The following is a 22,971-nucleotide window of genomic DNA, read 5'->3' on the forward strand; positions in this document are numbered from 1 at the left end:
CTTTTTTAGAGGCTATTCCGTAAGAACAGCCTCACCTTTTTTTATACTACAGCAACAATGATTCTTCCTGTTATTCCGCCTTCTAAAATAGTTGGCAGTTCATTAGGAAGTTGCTCTAAAGTTACTTCTTTGTATATAAAAGAAGTAAGAGCTTCTGGCTTTAAATCAGTTGCGATTCGCTCCCAGATTTTTTGTCTTTTCTCCATTGGACAATAAACGGAGTCGATTCCAAGGAGATTTACTCCTCGCAGGATAAATGGAAATACACTTGTCGGCACAGCTCCTCCACCTGTTAAACCACTTACTGCAACTGATCCCCCGTATGTTATTTTACTAAGAATAGCTGCCAATGATTCTCCACCGACAGGATCAACTGCTCCAGCCCATAACTGCTTGTCCATTGCTTTTATCTTGCCGTTATACACGTCTTCTCTTCCGATGATACTTGCTGCTCCGATGCTTGTTAAATAGTCTTCTGCCTCTTTCTTTCCTGAACTTGCAACAACGTTAAAGCCTAATTTAGAAAGCATGGCAACACCGAAGCTACCTACACCACCAGTTGCACCTGTAACCAATACAGGTCCATTTTCTGGGTTCATCCCATTATCCAATAACCGTTGCACAGAAAGAGCTGCCGTGAATCCTGCTGTTCCGACAATCATCGCTTCTTTCAGGCTTAATCCTGTTGGCAGTGGTACGATCCAATCAGCTGGAATACGAGCATATTCACTATAACCACCAGAATGAGATACACCAATTTCATAGCTAGTCGCAATGACTTGATCTCCTTCTTTAAAACGGCTATCTTCTGAGGAAACGACAGTACCTGCCAAATCAATTCCTGGAATATGGGGATAGGAGCGGACAATTTTCCCATCAGGTGTACTAGCAAGTCCATCTTTATAATTCACTCCAGAATAATGAACCTTGATAACTACTTCACCAGAAGATAAATCTTCTAAAAAAACTTGCTTTGTTTCTACTGAAAAATTACCATCTTTATTATCAACTACGACTGCTTGAAAATTTTTTTCCATCATTATGTCACCTCGTACTCATAGTACCAATTTAAAAATTGCAGGTCAAAGCAAAGAAATTACCCTATTTCCACAGTAATAACGCACAATTCTCCCATTACACCAAATTATTTTGTACGCTTAACCGGATAAAGCTTTTGATAAAATCCAATGGCAAAATCAAAAAAGTACATAAGACCAAATCGTTCAGAGGAGAAACCAGTTCGATCATATGTTTTTCCATGGAGTCGATATACTATATCAGCTGTGTCAATAAATGGAACCTTTTCATTATGAGTAATGATTATTATTTTTGCTTTACTCCTTTGGATAGATTGGATCAACTCCCTATTTCCTTCTATAAACCTTCCAGAAGGACTTGTGATTATTGCAACAGAATGTTCGTCTAATTCTGCTACATCCTCCATTTGCTCTTGTATATCTGAAAAGGCATGAATAAACTTCCCATACTTTACTAAACGATATTGGAAGTCTTGGGCCATTGCTTGTGATAACTGGGTTCCAAAAAAAGAAACCTTCTTAGAACGATGAATAACGTCTAAAATCTTCCTCACATTCGCCACATCCATCCCTTTTTCCATTGTGTCAAGCCACTCTACCATTTTTTGATAAAACTGTTTTTGAAGTTCTGCGCCAACTTCATTCCCTTGTAATCCATGATCAATATATTCATCCACTGGATTTTCTAGCCTATCATTTTTTGCTATATCTTTAAATTCTTGAAAAGAGGCATAGCCAATTTTCTTGCAGAATCTCGTAATTGCGGCTGGTGAGGTATAGCAGGATTCTGCCAAAATGCTGATATTCATACTAGCAATATGATGTACATCCTTTAATAGAGCTAATGCAATGAAATAATTTGTATCTTTTGTTTTGTAATTATTAATAAAATCTAATAAACGAAAAATAATATCTTTCAATTTATACCACCATAATTCATTTAATTTATTTACCTTTACTTAAATAAGCTAATCTCTTTTTAGCTTAATCAAAAATCGATCCATTCTTTTTCTAAGTAGATTTCTTTTCTCTTCTTTCAGTTTTAAACCTGTAACTTGTGCAATTTTCTCTAAGACTTCCTCTACAGTTAAATTATCTGTCTCTACATGTTCTTTAAATAATGGTCTTTGTAGCTGCTGTAATCTAGCTGCTGCTTGTTTGTATGCCCAAGAATTTTCTCCTTCTAATCTGCTCCGTAACCTTTTTTTAATGGTAGCTTTCGATGCCATAAGTGTAACATGCTTAACACGTATTTGATCCTTCCGTAATCGAGAGAGAATTTCGTGGAAGTATTCTTCATTTGTGATTGTCATCGGTACAATAATGATTCCTTCATAATTTATGGCGATTTGCTTTAATAAGGAATAGTTTGTTTCTCTCCAAATAGGAAAATCTTGAAAGTCTTCCTTTTGTAAGGACTTAGGGATATTTTTCATCAATACATATCCAAAGCTTTCTGGATCAAAAACAAATGCTTTTTCTACTCTTTTTTCTAACTCATAGGCTGTTGTCGTTTTTCCTGAACCAAATGTTCCATTAATCCAAATAATCATAGGATTCCCCCAAACAGAAAGATTCTTCTCTTTACTATAGCAAATTTCTCAAGCACTCTTCTTTCTTTATGAAATTTATAAGAATATCTACTTTTCGTTTCTCGAAAGTTGTATAATTTTTAGAATAATAGAATTTATTACTATTGGATTATTGTAAGGAGGAAAAAACATGCAAATTCAACCAGAGGATATCGTTAGAAGTGGTCCTAATCAATACATTTGTAAAGAAGGAATTCTAAAGGAATTAAGTAGTTTTCTGTCTCCTTTTCAATCTCCTACTATTATAACAGGCTATAAGTCTTTTCAAGCATTTTCACAATATGTTGATTCTATTCCTATTGATTGGCAAGTTATTCAGCATACAGGCTATAGTTCTCAACAAGCAGTAGATCAAATCTCTCAAACGTGTACAGGTACAGATGTAATTGTCGGAATTGGTGGTGGTCTTGTTTTAGATACGGCTAAAGCTATTGCAAATCAACTAAATATCGAAGTGGTATTAATTCCAACCGTTGCAGGAACCTGTGCTGCTAGTACTCCATTAAGTGTCATTTATTCGCCCGAAGGAGTGTTTGAACGAGTTGCTTATCATCGTCGTTCTAGTTATTTAACATTAATCGATCCTTCCTTTTTAATACATGCGCCAATTGATTATTTAAAAAGTGGTATTGGTGATACATTAACAAAGTGGTATGAAGCAGAAGCTATTATTCGCAATGCGAACGATGAAAGATCACAATCTTTATTTGTCCAAGCTGCTTTAAGCCAGTCTGTATTTATCCGCGATATTTTGCTAAAAGAAAGTATTGAAGCTGTTCAAAACAGTGAAGCAGGTAATGTTACACCAAGCTTTACTAAAACGATTGAAGCAGTCATCACTTTAGCAGGAACAGTAGGTGGATTTGGAGGAAGATATGGCAGAATGTCTGGAGCGCATGCCGTCCACAACGGACTAAGCTTTATTGAAGAAACACATACAATCCTTCATGGACAAAAGGTAGCATTTGGCATTTTAGTTCAGCTTGCTTTAGAAAATCGCCTAGACGAAATCGAAGCATTATTATCGTATTATCAAAAGCTTGGATTCCCTACCAATTTAGCCGAGTTAAATATTGTCGACAATCAACCAGAAGCCTTGCATAAAATTGCTGCACATGCTGTTAATCCAAAAGAATCTCTTCAGCTAATGGGTTCATATACGGTGGATGAAGTTATAGCAGCAATAAATGTACTTGAAAATCTCACTGCTATGAAACAAGTGTAAAAATTGTAAAGGAGATGAATCTAACATCGCATTAAAGCGATGTTGATCCATCTCCTTTTAGCTCTTTTAAAACAGCCATTACATCTAATTCTCCTAGTCCCTTTTCAAGTGCACGCTGGTAGGTTTTATTGGCAGATGCACCAACTGCCTGTAATTCCATTGTTTCACTTGCTAAGCGCAAATCTTTTGCCATATGCTTTAGCGCAAATGCAGCAGGAAATTCATTCTTTAATATGGACGGTGTTTTCATTTTCGAGATAGCGGTTCCGACCGCACTCTCATTAATAATGGTTAACATGTCCTCCTGCTTAATACCTTGTTTTTCTGCAAAAAGAACAGATTCAGCAATTCCCTGTACAGTAATCCCCAATAAAAGATTGATCGCTAATTTAGCATTACTGCCAGCTCCAGAATTTCCGAGATAAATAGATAGTTTACTCATCGGTTCAAATATCGATTTTACCTGTTCATACACTTCTTCCTCTCCGCCGACCAGAACTAGTAGTTTCCCATCCTTTGCTGGCTGAACACTTCCTGATACAGGAGCATCAAGATATTTCACACCATTTTCTAAAGCAGTGTTGTATATGAATTGAGATGTTTGCGGGGAAACAGTACTCACATCAATAAATACTTTGCCTGCTTCTGCTTGCGATAAAATCCCGTTTTCAATATAAATGCTTTTCACCGCATTATCGTCAGATACCATCGTAAAAATGACATCACTTTGATTAACTAATTCTGTTAAAGAAGTCGCCTGTTTAGCACCTAGTTCAGCCAGTTCCTCTCCCTTATCTGGTGTACGATTATAAAATGTTAATTCATATCCAGCCTTTACTAAATTTAAAGCCATTGGAATTCCCATATTTCCTAATCCAATCCAACCAATTTTCACGCAAACATCCCGTCCTTTCGTTCTCCTATTCATACACATTTTACCATATCGTATATAAAAATACGTATGGAAAGGAGAGGCGCTAGGTTAAAAATATAATGAAAGAGGGTTCTCCTCATATTTTCTTAGATTTTTATAACCTTCTAAACAATACATTATTCTCTAAATGAATATGATCAAATGTTAGGCTTTCTAATTCTTCCAATTTTAAATAGGTTAATCTGTAGGTATTGCATGCATTCACAGGAATGGAATAATCTTCTGTAGCTTGACGGATTTTTTTCAGTATATCTCCTGCCCCTTCATGCTCCTCTTCTAATATACTAATTTCTGCTCTTGCTTCTTCAAGAATATCAAGTGATTTATTTAAATCATATTCCATTATCTTTGGAAAAATTCGTTGCTCTTCTCCAAGCAAATGCTGCTCTAATTCATCTTTTAATAAGAAAAATTGGGTATATACTTCTTTCAAATGGGTGTCTCTTTCTCCATGCACACGGTATACTTTACTCACAAATGCAGATAACTCTTCTAGTAAATCCCTTGTTTGTGCATGATAATGGCGAATGATATGGTTTACTAAATCTGTTAACGGTATATTCATCCAATCCACTTCTTCTGTTGCTTGCATTTGCTCGTACATAATATTGAGCACTTTTATTAAATCCTTCTCTTCAAGCTGTAAGGAATTAATAACTTCGCCAATTGGACGGTTCCCTCCACAGCAAAAGTCAATTTTATATTCTTTAAATAGCTTACTCGCAGCTGGAAACTTAATAATAATATCACCTGTTTTTGTATCCTCTGTAAAAATGGTATTCATTTTGACACTCTCCTTTTTTAGAATAGCTTCAGTATAGGAGAAAAAAGCAAAGCAAAATAGGATTGAAATCACATATCAATCCTTGTTATAATTTATTCAGATATTCACATTATTAATTGTGAAAAAATACACAAACTCTACTGAGGTGTTTATATGCAACCATATGCGAATGAGCCTTGTCCTAAACGTGTGCCAATTTTCCATTCTTTATCCGAACTAGAAATTCAAAAAATAACTGACGTTGTCCATCATAAAGTCTTTAAAAAAGGCGAAAGAATTATAGAGGAAGGGGAAAAATCAACTTCCCTCTATATTATTCATAGTGGAAAAATAAAATTATCTAAATTAACTGTTCAGGGGAAAGAACAAATTGTCCATTTATTAACAGTTGGTGATTTCTTTGGAGAACAAAATCTCTTTCATGACAATACGGTTATGAACTTGAGCGGCTATGCAGTAGAAGATACAAAGATATGCCTTTTAAAGAAACAAGATTTTGATCAAATTATGGCAAATAATCCTGACATCTCTTTCAAATTTCTAAAAACAATCACAAAGCGCTTAGCCCATACAGAGGACTTAGCGAGAACATTAGCGACAAAAGACCCTGAAGTTAGAATTGCAAATATGCTTCTAGAGTTTTGTGAAATTTTTGGGACAGAGAAACAAAATGCTATTCTGATTAATCTTCCCATTACAAGAGAAGAGATTTCTAGTTACGTAGGTTTAACAAGAGAAACAATTAGTCGAAAACTTGCAAAGTTTGCGGATAAAGGAATTCTTACGTTGATCGGAAATAAACAAATCCTTATTAAAAATAAAGGAAAGCTGCAAACGACGGGTGATCCCCTCCTCGATTTTTAACCAATCATTTTTCGTGGTCACTCTTTTTTCCTGTTATTTAGATGTGGTTTTATTACCATTTTGCGGAGTCTAAAATAGGAATTTACCTCTCCATATAAGCAAAAAAAAAAACGCTTAGATAATCTATCTAAACGTTTCTCCATTAAATCTTAAGCTGTATGTCTTCCGCGCAATGTCCAAATTTGATAAGCCATCATGAAAGATTTTAAAATAGTCAAGTATGTTAATGTTATCCAACCACCCATCAAATATGGATTAATTGCTTGTTGAACAGCCTCACTTGTTAGAAAATCACGATAAGAAAAACATATATAGCCGATAATTAAAATAGTTATTGTTCCAAGCAAGATTCCTTGGGCTAATTTGCTTCGCGTTTTTCCTGACTCGGCAGCATATTGATTTGCCCATCCGTCTTTCTTATTAGCAGATAGCTTTTGCAGCCACACCTGACTAAAAGTCATTAAATTCACCCATAAATAAACTTCGGGAGCAATCAATAGTGCCGCAAAAATGACATCTATTGTCCGATGCATCGGTGTTTTGATAGCAAGAACCGTATTAAGAATAGATGCCAGTACTATTGGTGTTAACCATATCCAGGACCAATAAAATTGATCTGTCGCTAATGCAACACTTAATAAAATGACAAAGAGGACACGTATTACTAAATCCGAAAATGACTTTAGTTGGTTTCGCCAAATTTTCCCCTTGTGTCGCGTCTGAATACTTAAATCTTTATTTGTAAGCAATTCAACCGTTCCGGAATTCCACTTATTTCGTTGTTCCCTAAAAGTATGGTACGAGCGCATTGCATCTACAAAGCAGCGGCCCTTTGGACTAATAAGCGTCTTCCATCCCGATTTTTGCAATTGCCAAGTAAGTAGCATATCTTCTACATCACTATCATTCTGCCATGGGCCATCTAATTTATTATGGTTTACTACTTCTTGCAATGCTTCTGGTCGAAATAAGGTTGCTTGACCTCCAAGTACATATGTGCTGCCACCATGATACTGAAGATCTAATAGCCAGCTTGCCATATCTTGTTTTTGCTGATGTGTCCACCATCTACTAATGGGACCACCGTACTCACCGCTAGCTATCTTTTCTTCATAATAGACATCATGTTTGCTTAATAAGCTCTTCTTTTTCGGCATACGCATTGTATATTTAGCCATAACTCCACCAATGTTGCGGCCACTCATCAACCCTTCCCATAGATATTTTAAACAGTTAGGGGCTAAACGACTATCTGCATCCATCCCAAGAATCGCTTTAATACTTTGTTTATATAATTCTTGCGATTCGGTTAATTGAATATTATAGAAATCCATAATATCCCCATACAATAATTTCCATCCGCTATTTAAAGCGCCAACCTTCCGAAGTTTATTTCCTTCCGTAATAATCACTTTTAGATTTAAGCCGAATTCTTCGCCTGCCTTTATTGCCTTTTCTTCCGTGCGATCTGTACAGTTATCTGCGATGACATAAACATCTAACTCTACGCCTTTTGGTAGCAATTGATCATTAATTCCGGCTAAACAATCTCTAATGGATTTTTCTTCGTTGTGAGCAGGAATTAGTGCTACAATTCTAGGTTTCATATAGGATTTTTTTATACCAGGCATGCTAAAAAACGATATACTACCTTTTTCCTCTTCTACTACTAATGACAATGAATCCACCAACTTTCATTTTTCTTCATAATGCTATGTTAGACTTCATCAAGTTGTCTTACTAAAAAACAAATCGTTCTTTAAAAAGAACAAGTGAACAAAAAAAATAAAATAATAACTTTTGGATTCATCTCCACCATTCGTTCTTATTTAAGAACATTTTATCATTATAATTGCCTAAAAGTCAATCACATCCTTTTACTTTTTCTTTTTTCGTTCCTTTTATAGAACAACATCATTTCTGGATGACAGGAAAAACACTTCAAAATAATGAACACCTGTAGCTATTATTGGAACCCTTTCATTTTTGCTGTCCCCTTTATGTCAAAATAAAAGGCTAGCCATTGTTTTGACCAGCCTCCAACCATCATTCGACTATTTCGCTACCGTTCTATTTACTCTTACTATTGTTTTCCTAAACTTAAGACAGTTTCTAATAAAACATTTACACCCTTCTCACAATCCTCCCATGGCGTTAGTTCTTCCTCACAGTGACTTTTCCCCTTTATACTTGGTACAAAAATCATCGCTGTAGGTACCACACTTGCCATAAATTGAGCATCATGTCCCGCGCCACTTGCCATTGTCTTATAGGAGTAGCCTAAAGTTTTTACGGACTCTTCTATTTGTTCCAAAATCCTTTCATCAAACCAGACGGTATTTCTATCCCATAGTTTTATGGCCGTCAAGCTACAATCTTCTAGTTCAACAGAAGTATCTAAATCTTGCAAAACACTTTCCACTTGTTTCATAATAAGTGGATCCTTATGCCGAGCCTCTACTGTAAAAATCACCTTATTGGGAATAACAGTATGAATATTAGGATATGTATTCATTCTGCCTATCGTAAAAACTAATTCACTATCTAATTTTCCAAGCTGCTTTCTTATTTCCGCTATTATATCATTAGCAGCAAAAAGCGCATCTTTTCTCATTGACATTGGCGTCGTTCCAGCATGATTCGATTCGCCACTTACTGTTATTTCATAACACACCATTCCAACAACACATTCAACAACGCCAATTGTTAGATTCTCTGCTTCAAGAACTGGTCCTTGCTCAATATGCATTTCTAGTAATGCTGTGGCCTTTGTTAATCGGTTTTTCTTATCCCCATCATAGCCGATTGCTTTTAATGCCTGTTCAAAAGTAATGCCATTTTCATCTTTTTTTCTCATCATTATTTCTTTTTCAAATTTTCCTGTTATAACACCTGAAGCCATCATGGAAGGTTCGAACCTTGCTCCTTCTTCATTTGTGAAATTAACAAGCATTAACGGAATCCTTGGTTTAATGCTATTGTCTACAATCGTTGTAATGACCTCAAGTCCTGCTGCAACACCAAATACTCCATCAAATCGGCCCCCTTTTTTCACAGAATCCAAATGAGATCCCATTACAATTGGTGGATGCTCTGTTTCCCCCTCCAAAAGGGCATACATATTTCCCATATCATCAATACTTACGATCATCCCCAGTTCTTCACAGCAGCTGCGAAAATAATTTCTAGCCTCCTCATCTTCTTTTGACAAGGCAAGTCTCGTAACGCCATTATTTTCTGTCCTACCAAAGTCTGCAAATTTTTCTAATGAAGCTTTTAAGCGATCACCATTTATTAATACTTTTTGGCCCTCCATCCTTGATTCACTCCCTTTTTTAACTTTTTGAAGCGTGATGCATTTTTAATTGCTCTAGTAAAAGCACAGAAAAGTATTTTCTTCCGTTAGCCGTATGGATTCGTAGTGTTTGCTGTTCTACTAGTCGATTAGTTCTATCCTGTTTTTCTAGTTGAACCATCGCACCATTTAAATCTTCTAATATACTTTTTATTCGATAGCCGTCCGAAATTAAATAATCTATTTGGTCACGCTCATGTAAGAATTTCTGATAATCGGACATCTAACTCCTCCTTTTTAAAAAGTCTTTCTTCACGGGATTCAACATGATTATTTATTCAAGATAAATCTACTTCAAGCAGGGGAGCTTCCCATTCACTTACTGTCGCTGTTTAAATATTTCCAATTACATTCTAGTAACTAAACTCTTTCCACCATTGCATCCTCTATTTCTGTAGCTTCCTCTTCTGCTCCATCAATATACCAGTCATGACTTACCGTGATACCTAAATATTTTTCATCACAAGGATCCTCTATTTCTGCTTGTGGATATTTTTTAAACCACCAATATTTTGCCAATACATAATAAAGCCCTGATCCTACAACAAAACCAACGATGGAAGAATAAGAAGAAAGAAGATTTGCCAGCACTCCACCAACAATCCAAGCGATGAATCCAGCAAGATTTATTCCTTTCATATATCGAAATTGTCCATCTGGTTCATATAAATCGATGACATTTACCCTTCTTTTTCTTAAAAGATAGTAATCTGCAAACAAGATTCCTACAATGGATGTTAAAATTCCGCCGATAACAAGCAGGGCACTATTTAATACTTCAAATAAACTCCATGGCTGTGCAATGACACCAATAATTCCTGCAATCACCACGCCTACCCAAAAAGGCATCTTTGGTCCACCTACATTTGAAAAAATAGTGGCTGCTGGTATAACGTTAGCAGATGTATTTGTAGACCACTGTGCAAGAACAATCATTAATAATAAGATTCCTAATGCGAAACCACTTGCAGCTTCTTGCAAAGCAACGACAGGATCTGCGTTAGAAACAGCCATATAGGATACTGCACCAATGATAATCATAAATGTATTCACAATCGGCATTACAACAATGCTTCCTAGTAGCTGTGTTTTATTTCTTTTAAACCAATTTCTTTCTTCTTTTGGTGCTTTAAAAAAACGAGAGAGAGAAGGCATATCGGCAGCTAATGTTGCCCAAAATCCCATATTGCTCATGACAATGACCATAAATGCTGTAAAAGCAGCTCCCCCTGTTACAGGGCTTTCCACCCAAGTCCACACATCCTTTCCATCTGCAATGGCTTTATCAGATAAAGAGACATACATCCAGCATGAGATGAGGATAATAATAGGTGCCGCCAAATCAGCAAATCGTTCAATTGATTTAATCCCTAATGAAGTATTTAATAATTGCAATGCAGCAAAGAGAAAAAAGCATACTAGCCAATTGTCAAAGCCAAATAATAAATTTAATATGGCATTAATGGCAGTCGATCCAAAATACGTGTTAATTCCAAACCAGCAAGCGGCAGTAACCCCCCTTACAATAGAAGGAATATGTGTCCCAATCGTTCCAAATGGAGCCCTCATATAAACAGGAAACGATAGGCCATGCTCCACCCCTATATCGCCAATAATCGTCATAAGAATTCCTATAGCTACTGAACCGATGATTGTTGCTAAGATAACCATACCTAAAGGAAGGTTTATAATCCCTCCCCCGCCAATGGCAAATGCCGCCAGTACAATTGCCATCCCTACCCAAATAACCGCAAAACCAAATGGTCCAATACTTCGTTTTTCGTGACTAATCGGCAATAAATCAGGAGATTTTAAATAATTACTTTTTTGGGACATATAAAACACCTTCCTTTTATTTATTCAGAATATTAAGAATTCAAAAATCATACATTACTACTTCATTGTTAGTGATTTGCTTTTTGCAGATAATGCTTCTCCATACTTTGCACGTTTTAAATACTGACCTTTACCTGCTGTCCCTACAAATACTTTATTTTTAATCACATATTCTCCTCTTGAAAATACCGTAACTGGCTCTCCTATAATCTCCATGCCTTCAAACGGATTATAATCAACAGCCATATGATGTGTTTCAGCGGAAATTATTCTTTCTGTCTCTGGATCAAAAAGAACGATATCAGCATCTGCACCAATAGCAATCGTTCCTTTTTTCGGATATAGACCAAATAACTTGGCAGCACGAGTGGAAGTTATCTCTACAAATTGATTTAAGGTAATTCTTCCTTTTTTTACACCTTCAGAAAATAAAATACTCATTCTATCTTCAATAATTGGTCCACCATTCGGTATCTTTGAAAAATCGCCTCTCCCTAAATCTTTCTGTCCTTTAAAATCAAATGAACATTGATCTGATCCTAATGTTTGCAGTTGACCAGTTTTCAATGCATTCCATAATACATCTTGATTCCAAGCTTCTCTTAAAGGCGGAGACCATACATACTTCGCTCCTTCAAAATTAGGCTTTTCCAAATAGGATTGATCTAATACCAAATATTGAGGACATGTTTCTCCCCAAATATCTACTCCTTTTTTCCTAGCCTCCTCTAATTGTTTCACTGCTTCTGCACAGGAAACATGGACAACATAAAGTTGTGAATTGGCTAGCTGTGTTAATGTTGCAGCTCTACCTGTTGCTTCTCCTTCTGCTTCTGGTGGTCTTGTTAATGCATGATAAATGGGGTCAGTATTTCCTTCTTCCAATGCCTTTTTTACCAAATAATCAATTACATCCCCATTTTCTGCATGAACCATAACTAGTGCGCCTAATTCCTTTGCTGCTATTAACGTCTTAAATAATGTCTCGTCGTCCGCTTGAAATTGATTTTTATATGCCATAAATACTTTTAAGGAAGTGATGCCTTCCTCTGTGATCATTTCCTGTAGTTCCTCTAGCACCAGATCTGTTACTTCTACTATTTGCAAATGAAATCCATAATCAATCACTGCCTTATCTTTAGCTTTGGCATGCCAAGTTTCGATTGCGCTTTTTAAGCTTTTTCCTTTCGTCGTTAAACAAAAATCAATAATAGAAGTCGTCCCTCCAAACGCAGCAGCCATTGTTCCTGTTTCAAAATCATCTTTCGTCATTGTCCCCCCAAACGGCATATCTAAATGCGTATGCGGATCAATGCCTCCTGGAAAAACATACATTCCTTTTGCATCAATGATTTCAGCCTGAAGATCTATTATGTTCTCGGCAATTTGGGTAATTACTCCATTTTCCATTGCAATATCTGCATTATACGTATCAGTTGCTGTTACAATACAACCATTTTTAATAATTTTTTTCATGGTCATTCCTCCATTTACTTTTTAGGTCTGAACATTATCTTTTTCAGCTGAAAAAATTTACTTATTTCCTATTCCTAATGCAGTAGGAAATGCTCCAATTACGGCTTGTCGTTCATTCCATGTCATCGCAGGCATAGAATGAGCAACTTCTATCATTTCAATGGCTCCATCCACTGGACATACAATGGAACAGAGATTGCATCCTACACAATCCTCCTCTCTTACCTTTAAATAGCTTTTTCCATTACTATCCTTTAGCATGTCAATACATTGATGACTTGTATCTTCACAAGCAATATGACATTTATTGCAATTGATGCAAACGTCATTATTGATTTGTGCTACAATTTGGTAATTTAAATCGAGGTCTCCCCAGTCCGAATATTTCGGTACAGATTTCCCTACTAATTCCATAACAGATGAAAGATTTTTATCATCTAAATAATTATTCAACCCATCTATCATATCTTCGACGATTCGAAAACCATGGTGCATAGCAGCTGTACAGATTTGCACATTTGTTGCTCCCATTAGCATAAATTCCACAGCATTTTGCCAATTGGAGATGCCGCCAATTCCTGAAATAGGAACATTAATTAATGGATTTCTAGCACATTCTCCTACCATATGCAATGCGATTGGCTTGACTGCTGGTCCACAATAGCCACCATGGGCCCCTTTTCCAGCAACATGAGGAATCGTATCCCAAGTATCAATATCTACCCCTGCTAAACTATTAATTGTATTTATCATACTAATGGAGTCTGCTCCTCCATTCACTGCTGCTTCTGCAGTTGCAGTTATATCCGTTATATTAGGGGTTAATTTTACAATTACAGGTGTCTGTGCTACTTCCTTCACCCAATATGTCTGCTTTTCAACCAACTCTGGAACTTGCCCAGATGCAGCCCCCATTCCTCTTTCTGCCATTCCGTGTGGACAGCCAAAATTAAGTTCTAATCCATCAACACCTACTGCCTCTACTTTTTTAACAATTTCATGCCATTTTTCCTGCTTTGGTTCCACCATTAATGAAGCAACTATGGCATGATTGGGAAATCTTTTCTTTGTTTCATATATTTCTTTTAAATTTACATCTAATGGTCTGTCGGTAATTAATTCAATATTATTAAAACCCGCAACCCTTTGCCCATTAAAGCTTACAGCTGCAAACCTTGAGGATACATTTAAAATCGGATCTCCTAGTGTCTTCCACACAGCACCTCCCCAACCCGCTTCAAAGGCGCGTTGCACTTGATAACCAGAATTTGTTGGCGGAGCAGAAGCTAGCCAAAACGGGTTTGGTGATTTAATACCTGCTAAATCAACACGTAAGTCTGCCATGCTATTCCTCCTTTGTTATGCGGTTTCCATCTTTTTCGAAAGAAAAGATTGATGAATACGATAGGCACTTTCCTTCCCTTGCTGTGCCGCTGATACAACCATAGCCTCACCTTGCCCTTTTCCAAATATAACATCACCACATGCGAATACTTTACTATTACTAGTTTGATAGGTTGCAGAGTGAATGTTGACAATTCCTTGATCATGTTCTAATCCGAATTCCTCGATTAAATCTATATATCTAGATTGCCCAATTGCCTTAATTACAGCATCTACTTCCAATATAAATTCTGAGTTTTCTTGTTCAATAGGTCTTCTTCGACCATCTGCATCTGGTTCTCCAAGCATCATTTTGACACATTCTAAGCCAATAACTTCTCCCTTTTCATTCCCAATAATTTTTTTCGGAGCAGTTAGCCATCTGAATTCAATGCCATCCTGTTTTGCAAATTCGTACTCAAAATCATATGCAGACATTTCGGCTTCTGTACGCCGATATACTATTTTGACATTCTCGGCGCCTAAGCGAATGGAACAAGTTGCCGCATCTATCGCTGTATTTCCAGCGCCAATTACTGCAACCCTTTTTCCAATTAAATCTGTCGATAATGGCTTTGTCTTTGTTTCTTTTACAAACTCAATCGCATCATAAACGCCAGTTAATGTTTCACCTGGAATACCTATATTAGGTACATTAGCCATTCCAATCGCAAGCAATACCGAATCATAGTTTTCAAGAATCTCTTGTACAGAAATATCCTCTCCAACCCTTGTATTCGTCCGGATTTCAACTTCTAAATCTCTTACTTGTTCTACTTCCCAATAAGAAACTTCTTTTGGAAGACGGAAGGAGACAATCCCATATGTATTTAAACCTCCCGCATTACTTTCAGCTTCAAAAATAGTGACATTATACCCGAGTAGCGCCAGTTCTCTTGCTGCTGAAAGTCCTGCTGGACCACCGCCTACAATTGCGATGCTTTTATTTATTGGAGGGACATTTCGCTTAAATAGTACCTGGTTGTTATACCTCGCCCAATCCGTTGCATATCGCTGAAGGTTTCCAATCATAATTGGTTTTGTTGAATTGTTCAGCACACAAGCTCCCTCACACAATTCTTCTGTTGGACAGACTCTAGAACAACTTGCCCCGACAGGATTTGCTGACATAATTGTCTTCGCAGATCCCTTCAAGTTTCCTGAAGCAATTTTTTTAATAAAACTAGGGATATCAATACCAGTTGGACAAGCCGTTATACAAGGCGCATCATAACAATATAGACAACGATTTGCTTCTTCTAATGCCTCCTGATTGGAAAGTGCTTCTTCTACTTCAGAGAAATTAGCCAATAACTGTTCATAAGAAAGCGTAGCATTAGATTTTCTCATAATCGACCTCCTTTAAATTGGTTATTAAATTGCGATTAAGAAAAATTAATAGGCTGTTTATACAACAAACTCTTTAATTAGTATTAAATAAATCACAGCCTATTGGACATGAAAAAAATTCTCTACCGTGTCGGAGTCTTGTATGGAATTAAATCTGTTTAAGTAAGTGTTGTTGTAGAATAAGTAGAATAGTTGTTTTAATGTTAAACGACGAAGAAGAAGTTACGATTGATGATGTTAGTTTTCATAACATTTATAGGATAAGATTTCCCTATTATAAGCTGATTGACATATTTAGTAAATGGATTTTATAGAAAATTAACAATATCCTACTATTTTCTTAAAATTGTTGCTAAACATGTTAGATTTTCTTTCGTAATTAATATTCTTGGTACTTCGATTTTTATCTAAGAAAGAACTTTCTGAGTCGATTGATTATTTTGTAGCACTTTCATTAAGACAGAAATAATAAAGTTTAGGTCATCTTCTGTAGATGATAATGGCGGGCTAAGTGTTAAAATATTATTGTATCCATCAACTGTGTCCCCATTTTTCCCTATTATAAGTCCTTCTTTTTTACATTCTGCAACAATCTTAGCCATATATTTAGATGATACAGGCACCTTTGTAAATTTATCTTCGACTAGCTCTATACCCAAAACTAGTCCTAATCCTCTTATATCTCCCACATTTGGATGACTATGTAAGCCATTTTTTAGATGTTCTAAAAGATATATCCCACTCTGAGCAGATTTTTCTACTAAATTTTCCTTTTCTAATATTTCGAGATTTTTTAAGGCAACAGCACAAGAAGATGGATTCCCACCAAAGGTATTGATATGGCGAAAATGGACATTTTCTTCTGTTCCTTTAAACTTCTCAAAAATTTCTTTTTTAACAGCTGTTACAGATAAAGGTAAATAAGCACTTGTTAACCCTTTAGCCATCGTTACAATATCTGGTTTGATATTAAAATGTTGGTGACCAAATTTCTTGCCAGTTCTTCCAAAGCCACAAATTACTTCATCCATAATAAGTAAGATTCCATATTTTTTACAAAGCTCCTGTACCTTTTCTAGATAAGAAGGATGCGGAATTAATACTCCTCCTCCCGTTATCAACGGCTCCATAATAACCCCTGCAATTGTCTCCTTTTGCTCCCAAATTATTTTTCTCTCCAATTCTTCCATCAACATAGAATGAAATGCCTCTATTGACATATTGTCGGGTCTCCGATAGGAATCTGGAGGTGAGATGTGAAGAAATCCACTTGCAAGGGGCTCATATTTATATTTTCGAAGTGCCTGTCCCGTTGCCGATAAGGCTCCCATTGAACTTCCATGATAGGCACGGTGTCTTGAAATGAATTTAAATCGACCATGCTCTCCATTTTGCTGATGATACTGACGAATTAATTTAAAGGCGACCTCATTCGCGTCTGAACCGCTATTTGAATAGAAAATCATATATTCTCCTTCTAGCCATTCATTAATTTTCTCTGCAAGCTTTATAGCCGGAATATGGCTTTGGGTTAAGGGCATATAGCATAATTCTTTCATTTGTTCATATGCTGCTTTTGCCAATTCCTCTCTTCCATATCCGATATTGACACACCAGAGTCCAGACATTCCATCTAGGTAGCGATTCCCATCATAATCGATAATCCATGATCCCTCCCCCTTAACAGCAATCATTGCTGGGTTTTCTTCAACATATGGAGAGATATGATGCCAAACATTACTTTGATCCCGTTCAATTAATGAATCTGTCTTTGTTTTTTCCATGGAACCACTCCTTAAAAACAGGTTAAGCATTCGTACTTTTTTAATTGCCATAAAAGAAAGGACAATTAATTGACGATGCTTGTTAACTAAGATACTATATAATTTACAGATTATTCTCACTATTTTCATTTTACATGGTGTCAAATGTTTTAATATTTTATTTTACATTTAGGAGGGTGCTCAAAATGGTTCTTGGCAAATTAACGGTTGAAGAAGCATTAAAACGACATACGTTTCAGCACGCGAAAGTATTGACAGGTGTAAATGGATTAAATAGAGTAATTAATTGGTGTCATATATTAGAAGTGAAGGATATCGATTTATTTATCAATGGAGGAGAATTAATTTTAACTACTGGCATCGGATTATTAGATTCTGATAATCAAAGAAACTATGTAGAAACATTGATAAAAAAGCAAACAGCTGGATTATGTATTGAATTAGGCTCTTTTATGCATGAAATTCCTAGGAACCTTTTATCTTTAGCAGAACAACAAAATTATCCAATCATAATTTTTGAGAAAACGGTGAGATTCATTGATATAACCCAAGATATTCATTCCCTGTTAATTAATCGACATCATCAAAATATGTTGGATCTTGACCGCTTATCTCAGAATTTTAATAAGCTTTCGTTGCAACCTAACGGAATACTAAAAATCCTTCAGGAGCTATCTCTATATTTCCAAAGTCCATGCTTTTTCATTACAAGTAATGAAAAATACTACTACCCTACTAATCAAGGGGAAACGGAAGCTGCCATTAGAGAATTTATAAATAACCATTCAAATGAACCAAAAACATTATCAACATTTTGTTTAAATAACAAATCATTTAGCGTGAATGCAGTGCAAGTATTCGAACAAGTTTGGGGCTATCTATTAATAGAAACTAGCAAATTCCCTTCCTCTGAGCTTACTGCTCTTATGTTAGATCGAGCATCAATTGCACTTTCTCATATTCTCCTTCGCAATCGAACGATAGAAGAACGAAAGCAAAGCGACGAGGCAGAGCTGATTCATTCACTCCTTAACATGGAAAACTTGGAAAGTAACCAGCTAAAGAACATTTTACCAATGTATTGTTTTTCCCATTCTTTCCGACTTATTTGCTGGCCACTACTTGAAGATGAGCAAGTTAATTCCAGTAAAGGGGAAGAATTTAAACTCTATCACTTAACATTATTACGCCCTTTTTTCAACAAATTAGGATTTCATCCCATCATCTCCTTCCGACACCAAGAATTAATAGTAATGATATATATGAATCTCTCCAAAGAAAAAAAAGTAAATTGGCAACAAATCACTGATAAAATATCAGAACTTACTGAGACTTATTTTCCTGCACAAACATTTTTTGGTATCAGTTCCATTCATCAAGAACCAATTAAAGCAAGAACTGCCTATGAAGAAGCAAAGCAAATCATCCTCTTAAAACAGAAAAAATTAATTGATTCCCATACTTATGAGCAAATAGGAATCTACCATTTAGTTCTTCCATTATTAAAAACGAATATTATTAAAGCGTATATCGACGTTCATCTAGGAAAAGTGATCGATTATGATCGAGTGAATAATAGCGAACTCCTTAAAACGCTTACTATCTATTTAGACTGTAACGGCAATAAAAAAGAAGCTTCTGAGCGCTTATTTATCGTACGACAGACCCTTTATCACCGCATAGAGAAGCTTGAAGGAATTCTCGGCCCCGACTTTATGCATTCGTCTAATCGATTAGCAATTGAAGTTGCCATAAAAGCCTTTTCCTTAGAAGAAGACGAGATGTACGTTAAAGATCAACTAATTGCTGATGCAAAATAATTCGACTTCTACTATGCTTCGATTTTGTTATTTCATATTTTGGGTGGGGACCTATTTTGCGTGGGGAAGAGGCAAGTTAGGTTGTTACTTTTATGGTAAGGCGAATATTATTTAGGTAGCCGTCCTGATTGGAGAGAAGAATGGTACATTCCGCTGTTTGTCTCCTATTCAATGGGGAATTCTGGCTTTTATGTTTAAGGCAACGCCGGTTTCCCCTTATTTTTTATGAATTTCGGCTTTCGTTTTTGGGATAAACGCCACTTTTCTGCTGTTGCCTCTGCTTTTTGGTTTTCATCTTCCGGATGAACACCACTTTTTCTCTGTTGCCTGCACTTTTTGGTTTTCATCTTCCCTATGAACACCACTTTCCCTCAAGCATCTGCTTCTTTTGGTTTTCATTATTATTTATTCATCAACAGAATAGGGAGGTGAACATTTTTATATTCACCTCCCTTTCTATTATTATTAATTACACTGAAAAGAACGAATGCGGTTAGTATCTGTGCCGTAATAAGACCAATGATTCATTCGCCAACGATATCCTGCAATGGAATGTCGTCCAACAAAAGTTGGATAGAACCAAAATCCTCGACCATTCTCTAGCCAAACATAAGTAAAACGGAACAGACAAGGTCTCATTGAACCAGAATCGACTGCAAAAGTACTTACAGACGACTGATTTAATTGTGGTGTAAAGGATGGTGGCGGTGTTGGTGGTGGTCCGTGATCTGCTCCACCCCCAATATTTGGAGCATCCGGATGAGCAGGATGTCCTCCTGGACCTGCTGGTGGCATTTCACCTCCAGGAAATGGCGGCAAAACGCCTCCTCCGATTGGAGGTATATGTGGAACAGTCCCTCCACCAATCGGCGGGAAGATTATTCTATTTTGTTGTGGAGATACTTGTTGAACATAGTAAGGATAATAAGGCTGAAAATACATCATTTTTCCCCTTTCTTTTTTGATATATTAATCTATGCAATTCACCCAGTCAAGGTGCAAGGTTATAGTAACCTCCACCCTTAAGAGAAAACGACTAAGCTATTGCTTTACCTCATAATTTGCTTTCCATTTTTTACGAAAAACAAGACCCGAAATCCATAATATACCAATTAATCCAACCACCGTTCCAATGCTCAAATATACCCATGGACCTTCTATAAAATGCATTGCTCGATGATGATCCTTTACTAGCCAATAGCAAGAGCCACTTAAAATAAGACCTACAGGAATAATAACTGGACGGTAATCTTTTAATCCCAATAGCTTTTGAACAGCTATGGATGAGCAGAGAAATGCCATAATAATTTGAGTTAAAATCGATAACGCAAAAAATGCAATCATAATCATTTCATAACGATGGATAAAAAGACCAATTTCCGCACTCCTTGCCATTTGCATACAGGAAACAATATACTGGGCTGCGACGTCTGCTGTAAGCACTCCTGTTTCGAGAATTGGCCACATAACGATGATTATTCCACCATAAAAAATACCTGCTGTGGAAGATTTTATCCATGTCTCTTTGTCCCTTACTAAAGGAAGAATCATACAAATCATCATGGCAGCCATCGCATAATCTGTATTATGATGACGGCTCGCCCAAACCGTTTCTTTAAATCCTGATTGAAAAACTGGCTGAAGCTCTCTTATATCAAAATTACTAAGAGATCCAAGCATTAGCAAGATGTTCAAAGCAATTATAGAGAATACTCCAATCAATGCCATTCTTGCAACCACTTCAATTCCAAAATTTATATATTTATTAAATTTTTTTACCGTTAGTTAACCAACATCTATAGTTCTTTAGATACTGGTATAATGGACTACTTTGTACTAGTCTAAGTATATAATTTAACTAATCGACGAAAGGGCAAAATCATTGAAAAATGATGACGCAAAGCTATAGGGGCTTCAGGGTATAAAGGTAGACGGAATAATTTCCAATCATTCCATACTCTTGCCAGCCAGTTACCGAATATACCTTCGACGATTCAGATGAAGGGGACTAGAAAATTGAGACAGGAAAATAACGATGAATTAATAATAAAACGAGCAAGAATTGTGAAGGAACAAATTGATTCTATTGAAACTGGCCATATAGGAAGAGGCTTATTTTTCGGCATGCTCATAAGCACTCCATTATGGATTTCTTTTTTTGGATGGCTTCGTATTTTCCTTTTTTTATTGGAGAAGTAAAACCTAACCAACATGAAAATATTTTACTTATACGGAATAAGGGCATATAATCATGATAAGAATAGGCATGGAAACCATTAGGAAAGGAGCTTTCATAATGGAAGATTCAAAAGAGAAATTAGAACAAGAAATATCGGTAGCAGGAAAGCATTATTCCGAGGAAAAATTCTGGAAGAAACTTGCAAGGTTTGGTAAAAAAGCAGGTTCCTCTGTTGTTTATGCGGTTTTACTTTTATATTACACCTTACAAAAACCAAATGTACCTAAAAAAGTAAAAGCAACTATTATTGGAGCTTTAGGCTATTTTATCTTACCAATTGATTTAATACCTGATTTTCTAGTTGGGATAGGCTATACCGATGATTTAGGTGCTTTAGGGATTGCATTACTCCAAGTAGCCATGTATATTGATGATGATATTAAATCTAAAGCAAGAACAAAGCTTGCAGAGTGGTTTGGTAACAAAGTGGATACCACGGATATAGATAAAAAATTGCATTAACGAAAAAAAGATCTCTAATGTCCTAAAAATAAAGCAGGTGAAAAAATATCAACTATTTTCTTCGCTTGCTTTTTTATTCCCAAAAATCAAAGTAACCGAAAGCAAACAACCTAAGTATTTCTAGGATAATTATTGAAGTCAAGGCTAAACTATCTTTATCTTAAAAATAGGATGGTGTTATCTTTGTCTTATATATGGCAGTCAATCATACTTATACTTTCCGGAATATTGCTACTCCGTTTGGCTGGTAGAAAATCCATTTCTCAAATGACACTAGCTCAAACGGTTATTATGATTTCTTTAGGAACCATTATTGTTCAACCGATTGTCGAAAAAAGTACTTTTAAAGCTATTATTAGTGCGGGTATTTTTGTTGTCACTATACTCCTTTTAGAGTTCTTACAGCTTAGATCAAATCGATTTGAAAAGTTTATAACAGGTAAATCAAAAGTAGTGATTAATAACGGACAAATAAATAGTAAAGAGCTAAAAAAGTTAAGATTGACAGTAGATCAATTAGAAATGCGTTTAAGAAACAATGGTATCAGTAAAATAGAGGACATAAAACATGCGACAATCGAGCCTAATGGTCAATTAGGGTTTGAATATATGGAGAACGCCAAGCCTCTAACAGTTGGAGAATTTCAAAAAATAATGCATACGTATTTTTCGAATCCACAAAATCCTAATCCTACTCAGACCATGAGTAATGGAAACAATATTTTCAGCGAAATAAATGAGCAGGATCAGCATAATCCTAAGTGGCTTCAATAAATAAAAGGGACTCCAAAAGTCTGTAACATGACTTTCGGACAGTCCCTTTTTTGTTA

Annotated in this window: 22 protein-coding genes and 1 riboswitch; of the genes, 6 read left to right on the plus strand and 16 right to left on the minus strand. The window is 36.0% G+C overall.

What is annotated here, in order from left to right:
• Positions 1-41: 41 nt before the first annotated feature.
• The 3 genes from ACTNDN_RS07360 to ACTNDN_RS07370 all read right to left on the minus strand — a co-directional run bounded on the left by ACTNDN_RS07360 (position 42) and on the right by ACTNDN_RS07370 (position 2,590).
• Complete coding sequence (locus tag ACTNDN_RS07360) at positions 42-1,037, minus strand: NADPH:quinone oxidoreductase family protein (RefSeq protein WP_349205353.1); 996 nt, start codon at positions 1,035-1,037, stop codon at positions 42-44.
• 107 nt (positions 1,038-1,144) lie between these two features.
• On the minus strand, positions 1,145-1,957 hold the full coding sequence (locus ACTNDN_RS07365; protein WP_031540409.1) for a MurR/RpiR family transcriptional regulator: 813 nt from the start codon (positions 1,955-1,957) through the stop codon (positions 1,145-1,147).
• A gap of 48 nt (positions 1,958-2,005) precedes the next feature.
• Complete coding sequence (locus ACTNDN_RS07370) at positions 2,006-2,590, minus strand: AAA family ATPase (RefSeq protein WP_441131015.1); 585 nt, start codon at positions 2,588-2,590, stop codon at positions 2,006-2,008.
• Positions 2,591-2,765: 175 nt separating this feature from the next.
• Between ACTNDN_RS07370 and ACTNDN_RS07375 the strand changes: the two genes are divergently transcribed.
• Positions 2,766-3,854 (plus strand): iron-containing alcohol dehydrogenase family protein, encoded by a 1,089-nt coding sequence (locus tag ACTNDN_RS07375; RefSeq protein WP_031540412.1) that lies wholly within the window; start codon positions 2,766-2,768, stop codon positions 3,852-3,854.
• A 31-nt stretch (positions 3,855-3,885) separates the two neighbouring features.
• Here ACTNDN_RS07375 and ACTNDN_RS07380 read toward each other — a convergent pair whose 3' ends face one another.
• Together ACTNDN_RS07380 and ric are read right to left on the minus strand one after the other, a co-directional pair.
• The gene (locus ACTNDN_RS07380; protein WP_109767404.1) at positions 3,886-4,749 is read right to left on the minus strand and encodes an NAD(P)-dependent oxidoreductase; all 864 of its coding nucleotides are present in this window, start codon (positions 4,747-4,749) and stop codon (positions 3,886-3,888) included.
• A gap of 133 nt (positions 4,750-4,882) precedes the next feature.
• On the minus strand, positions 4,883-5,572 hold the full coding sequence (gene ric / locus ACTNDN_RS07385; RefSeq protein ID WP_109767403.1) for an iron-sulfur cluster repair di-iron protein: 690 nt from the start codon (positions 5,570-5,572) through the stop codon (positions 4,883-4,885).
• 153 nt (positions 5,573-5,725) lie between these two features.
• Between ric and ACTNDN_RS07390 the strand changes: the two genes are divergently transcribed.
• Positions 5,726-6,436 carry a Crp/Fnr family transcriptional regulator gene (locus ACTNDN_RS07390; RefSeq protein ID WP_031540415.1) on the plus strand — a complete coding sequence of 237 codons (711 nt, stop codon included), beginning with the start codon at positions 5,726-5,728 and terminating at the stop codon, positions 6,434-6,436.
• Between the two features lie 149 nt (positions 6,437-6,585).
• On the opposite strand, the gene ACTNDN_RS07395 is transcribed toward ACTNDN_RS07390, so the two are convergent.
• The 8 genes from ACTNDN_RS07395 to ACTNDN_RS07430 all read right to left on the minus strand — a co-directional run bounded on the left by ACTNDN_RS07395 (position 6,586) and on the right by ACTNDN_RS07430 (position 17,620).
• Entirely contained in the window at positions 6,586-8,067 is a 1,482-nt protein-coding gene (locus tag ACTNDN_RS07395) for a glycosyltransferase family 2 protein (protein ID WP_235250683.1), read from the minus strand.
• A 452-nt stretch (positions 8,068-8,519) separates the two neighbouring features.
• Complete coding sequence (locus ACTNDN_RS07400) at positions 8,520-9,752, minus strand: Zn-dependent hydrolase (protein ID WP_235250466.1); 1,233 nt, start codon at positions 9,750-9,752, stop codon at positions 8,520-8,522.
• 19 nt (positions 9,753-9,771) lie between these two features.
• The gene (locus ACTNDN_RS07405) at positions 9,772-10,014 is read right to left on the minus strand and encodes a hypothetical protein (RefSeq protein WP_031540418.1); all 243 of its coding nucleotides are present in this window, start codon (positions 10,012-10,014) and stop codon (positions 9,772-9,774) included.
• Positions 10,015-10,151: 137 nt separating this feature from the next.
• Complete coding sequence (locus ACTNDN_RS07410) at positions 10,152-11,627, minus strand: NCS1 family transporter (RefSeq protein ID WP_031540419.1); 1,476 nt, start codon at positions 11,625-11,627, stop codon at positions 10,152-10,154.
• Between the two features lie 57 nt (positions 11,628-11,684).
• Positions 11,685-13,103, minus strand: a complete 1,419-nt coding sequence (gene hydA / locus ACTNDN_RS07415; protein ID WP_031540420.1) for a dihydropyrimidinase — start codon at positions 13,101-13,103, stop codon at positions 11,685-11,687.
• A gap of 57 nt (positions 13,104-13,160) precedes the next feature.
• Positions 13,161-14,447 carry an NAD-dependent dihydropyrimidine dehydrogenase subunit PreA gene (gene preA / locus ACTNDN_RS07420; RefSeq protein WP_031540421.1) on the minus strand — a complete coding sequence of 429 codons (1,287 nt, stop codon included), beginning with the start codon at positions 14,445-14,447 and terminating at the stop codon, positions 13,161-13,163.
• Positions 14,448-14,462: 15 nt separating this feature from the next.
• Positions 14,463-15,836 carry an NAD(P)-dependent oxidoreductase gene (locus ACTNDN_RS07425; RefSeq protein ID WP_441131016.1) on the minus strand — a complete coding sequence of 458 codons (1,374 nt, stop codon included), beginning with the start codon at positions 15,834-15,836 and terminating at the stop codon, positions 14,463-14,465.
• Between the two features lie 407 nt (positions 15,837-16,243).
• The gene (locus ACTNDN_RS07430) at positions 16,244-17,620 is read right to left on the minus strand and encodes an aspartate aminotransferase family protein (protein WP_031540423.1); all 1,377 of its coding nucleotides are present in this window, start codon (positions 17,618-17,620) and stop codon (positions 16,244-16,246) included.
• Between the two features lie 185 nt (positions 17,621-17,805).
• On the opposite strand from ACTNDN_RS07430, the gene ACTNDN_RS07435 reads away from it, so the two are divergent.
• Complete coding sequence (locus ACTNDN_RS07435; protein ID WP_441131017.1) at positions 17,806-19,440, plus strand: PucR family transcriptional regulator; 1,635 nt, start codon at positions 17,806-17,808, stop codon at positions 19,438-19,440.
• Between the two features lie 194 nt (positions 19,441-19,634).
• Here the strand turns inward: ACTNDN_RS07435 and ACTNDN_RS07440 are convergent, their stop codons facing one another.
• From ACTNDN_RS07440 to ACTNDN_RS07450, 3 genes are all read right to left on the minus strand, one after another.
• Positions 19,635-19,787 carry a hypothetical protein gene (locus ACTNDN_RS07440; RefSeq protein ID WP_155986809.1) on the minus strand — a complete coding sequence of 51 codons (153 nt, stop codon included), beginning with the start codon at positions 19,785-19,787 and terminating at the stop codon, positions 19,635-19,637.
• A gap of 118 nt (positions 19,788-19,905) precedes the next feature.
• Positions 19,906-20,382, minus strand: a complete 477-nt coding sequence (locus tag ACTNDN_RS07445; protein WP_441131018.1) for a hypothetical protein — start codon at positions 20,380-20,382, stop codon at positions 19,906-19,908.
• A 99-nt stretch (positions 20,383-20,481) separates the two neighbouring features.
• Positions 20,482-21,180 carry a GerAB/ArcD/ProY family transporter gene (locus tag ACTNDN_RS07450; RefSeq protein WP_349205134.1) on the minus strand — a complete coding sequence of 233 codons (699 nt, stop codon included), beginning with the start codon at positions 21,178-21,180 and terminating at the stop codon, positions 20,482-20,484.
• 122 nt (positions 21,181-21,302) lie between these two features.
• A riboswitch (cyclic di-GMP riboswitch) is annotated at positions 21,303-21,419 on the plus strand.
• Positions 21,420-21,456: 37 nt separating this feature from the next.
• On the opposite strand from ACTNDN_RS07450, the gene ACTNDN_RS07455 reads away from it, so the two are divergent.
• From ACTNDN_RS07455 to ACTNDN_RS07465, 3 genes are all read left to right on the plus strand, one after another.
• A complete protein-coding gene (locus ACTNDN_RS07455) occupies positions 21,457-21,639 on the plus strand; it encodes a hypothetical protein (protein ID WP_235250406.1) in 183 nt (60 codons plus the stop codon).
• Positions 21,640-21,736: 97 nt separating this feature from the next.
• The gene (locus ACTNDN_RS07460) at positions 21,737-22,141 is read left to right on the plus strand and encodes a YkvA family protein (RefSeq protein WP_031540431.1); all 405 of its coding nucleotides are present in this window, start codon (positions 21,737-21,739) and stop codon (positions 22,139-22,141) included.
• Between the two features lie 183 nt (positions 22,142-22,324).
• A complete protein-coding gene (locus ACTNDN_RS07465) occupies positions 22,325-22,915 on the plus strand; it encodes a DUF421 domain-containing protein (protein ID WP_441131019.1) in 591 nt (196 codons plus the stop codon).
• Positions 22,916-22,971 lie beyond the last annotated feature (56 nt).

The sequence above is a fragment of the Niallia sp. HCP3S3_B10 genome (assembly GCF_052064465.1).
GTDB classification, from domain to species: Bacteria; Bacillota; Bacilli; order Bacillales; family Cytobacillaceae; genus Niallia; species Niallia hominis.

Excerpts from the sequence above, each read along its gene's own strand:
- ACTNDN_RS07445 (WP_441131018.1), bottom strand. The coding sequence starts at position 20,382 with ATGTATTTTCAGCCTTATTATCCTTACTATGTTCAACAAGTATCTCCA.
- ric (WP_109767403.1), bottom strand. The coding sequence starts at position 5,572 with ATGAATACCATTTTTACAGAGGATACAAAAACAGGTGATATTATTATT.
- hydA (WP_031540420.1), bottom strand. The coding sequence starts at position 13,103 with ATGAAAAAAATTATTAAAAATGGTTGTATTGTAACAGCAACTGATACG.
- ACTNDN_RS07410 (WP_031540419.1), bottom strand. The coding sequence starts at position 11,627 with ATGTCCCAAAAAAGTAATTATTTAAAATCTCCTGATTTATTGCCGATT.
- ACTNDN_RS07435 (WP_441131017.1), top strand. The coding sequence starts at position 17,806 with ATGGTTCTTGGCAAATTAACGGTTGAAGAAGCATTAAAACGACATACG.
- ACTNDN_RS07395 (WP_235250683.1), bottom strand. The coding sequence starts at position 8,067 with ATGCCTGGTATAAAAAAATCCTATATGAAACCTAGAATTGTAGCACTA.
- ACTNDN_RS07440 (WP_155986809.1), bottom strand. The coding sequence starts at position 19,787 with ATGAAAACCAAAAAGTGCAGGCAACAGAGAAAAAGTGGTGTTCATCCG.
- ACTNDN_RS07390 (WP_031540415.1), top strand. The coding sequence starts at position 5,726 with ATGCAACCATATGCGAATGAGCCTTGTCCTAAACGTGTGCCAATTTTC.
- ACTNDN_RS07425 (WP_441131016.1), bottom strand. The coding sequence starts at position 15,836 with ATGAGAAAATCTAATGCTACGCTTTCTTATGAACAGTTATTGGCTAAT.
- ACTNDN_RS07405 (WP_031540418.1), bottom strand. The coding sequence starts at position 10,014 with ATGTCCGATTATCAGAAATTCTTACATGAGCGTGACCAAATAGATTAT.
- ACTNDN_RS07360 (WP_349205353.1), bottom strand. The coding sequence starts at position 1,037 with ATGGAAAAAAATTTTCAAGCAGTCGTAGTTGATAATAAAGATGGTAAT.
- ACTNDN_RS07400 (WP_235250466.1), bottom strand. The coding sequence starts at position 9,752 with ATGGAGGGCCAAAAAGTATTAATAAATGGTGATCGCTTAAAAGCTTCA.
- ACTNDN_RS07460 (WP_031540431.1), top strand. The coding sequence starts at position 21,737 with ATGGAAGATTCAAAAGAGAAATTAGAACAAGAAATATCGGTAGCAGGA.
- ACTNDN_RS07430 (WP_031540423.1), bottom strand. The coding sequence starts at position 17,620 with ATGGAAAAAACAAAGACAGATTCATTAATTGAACGGGATCAAAGTAAT.
- ACTNDN_RS07370 (WP_441131015.1), bottom strand. The coding sequence starts at position 2,590 with ATGATTATTTGGATTAATGGAACATTTGGTTCAGGAAAAACGACAACA.
- preA (WP_031540421.1), bottom strand. The coding sequence starts at position 14,447 with ATGGCAGACTTACGTGTTGATTTAGCAGGTATTAAATCACCAAACCCG.